The sequence below is a fragment of the Ochrobactrum sp. SFR4 genome (genome assembly GCF_019730395.1).
Taxonomy (GTDB): domain Bacteria; phylum Pseudomonadota; class Alphaproteobacteria; order Rhizobiales; family Rhizobiaceae; genus Pseudochrobactrum.
In genome coordinates, this window is the sequence record NZ_JAAPBB010000060.1 from 1 (window position 1) to 985 (window position 985).

Here is a 985-nt window from a genome sequence, read left to right on the forward strand (position 1 = left end):
AGTGCCGTAGCGCCCCTTGAATCCATAAGCTCCCCACTTTTTGCATCCTTTATGCATGCAAAAATGAATATACATGCCTTTCGATGTGCGGGACTGTGTTTCATCGCTCATGCCAAACCTCCAACAAAGCCTGACATTTCATCGAGCCGATACATGGCCATACGCATGCGGCCTCTGCAGCCTTGCGCTTTACATCGGGCACGGTTCTCAATTTCATCCAGATACAGCTGTTCACGGCCTCTTGCCGTGCAGATCGTTGACTTAGTGATATAGACAAGCCGACTGCATTTTTTGCAGATCATTTCTAGTTTTTGATCATCGGATAGATCACCGACTTTGTATTTTGTTTTCCAGTTGCCCATCAGTAGAAGTCCTCTGCCGATGGGATCCGGACATAACTGATCTTACCGCCAACATGACCGCCTGCAGGTGGTTTCCATTCTCCCATGTGCACAATCGTGCTGGAGTATTTGGCATTCAGCGCATCCATTGCGCCGTTGGCTCTTTCCCACTTCTGCCTGATTACATCGTCGTTATTGAAAATATCCAGCTGACGGGCATTGGCTTGGCTCAGATCGGCAAGGGTTATCCCGACGCGGAATATGGTTGTGTTTCGCGGTAGCTCACGGCGCACATAATCCCACAGCATTCTATGGGCTGTCATAATGGCTTGCTCATCGTTAACCGTTGGCATTTTCACAATGCGAAACCATGAGCCGTCACGGACTGACAGCCAAAGCCACAAGGCCTCGGCATAATATTCTTCACGCCGTAAGCGCCTGCCAGCTTTCACAAGCAGAAGACGGGCAATCTCATAGGCTCCGTTGATGCTCCGGCGCTCAGGGCGCAACACACGGCCCCGACCAAACATACCGCGCCCCCGCCCCCCCCCCCGCCCCCCCCCCCCGCCCCCCCCGCCCCCCCCCCCCCCCCCCCCCCCCCCCCCCCCCCCCCCCCCCCCCCCCCCCCCCCCCCCCCCCCCCCC

At 56.2% G+C, this 985-nt stretch carries 2 protein-coding genes; both read right to left on the reverse strand.

Annotated elements, in window-relative coordinates; all coding sequences use genetic code 11:
- Window positions 1-107: 107 nt before the first annotated feature.
- The gene (locus HBA93_RS17810; protein ID WP_221724179.1) at window positions 108-362 is read right to left on the reverse strand and encodes a hypothetical protein; all 255 of its coding nucleotides are present in this window, start codon (window positions 360-362) and stop codon (window positions 108-110) included.
- Window positions 362-850 carry a DinB/UmuC family translesion DNA polymerase gene (locus HBA93_RS17815; protein WP_221724180.1) on the reverse strand — a complete coding sequence of 163 codons (489 nt, stop codon included), beginning with the start codon at window positions 848-850 and terminating at the stop codon, window positions 362-364. Before HBA93_RS17815 ends, HBA93_RS17810 begins: the two co-directional genes overlap by 1 nt.
- Window positions 851-985 lie beyond the last annotated feature (135 nt).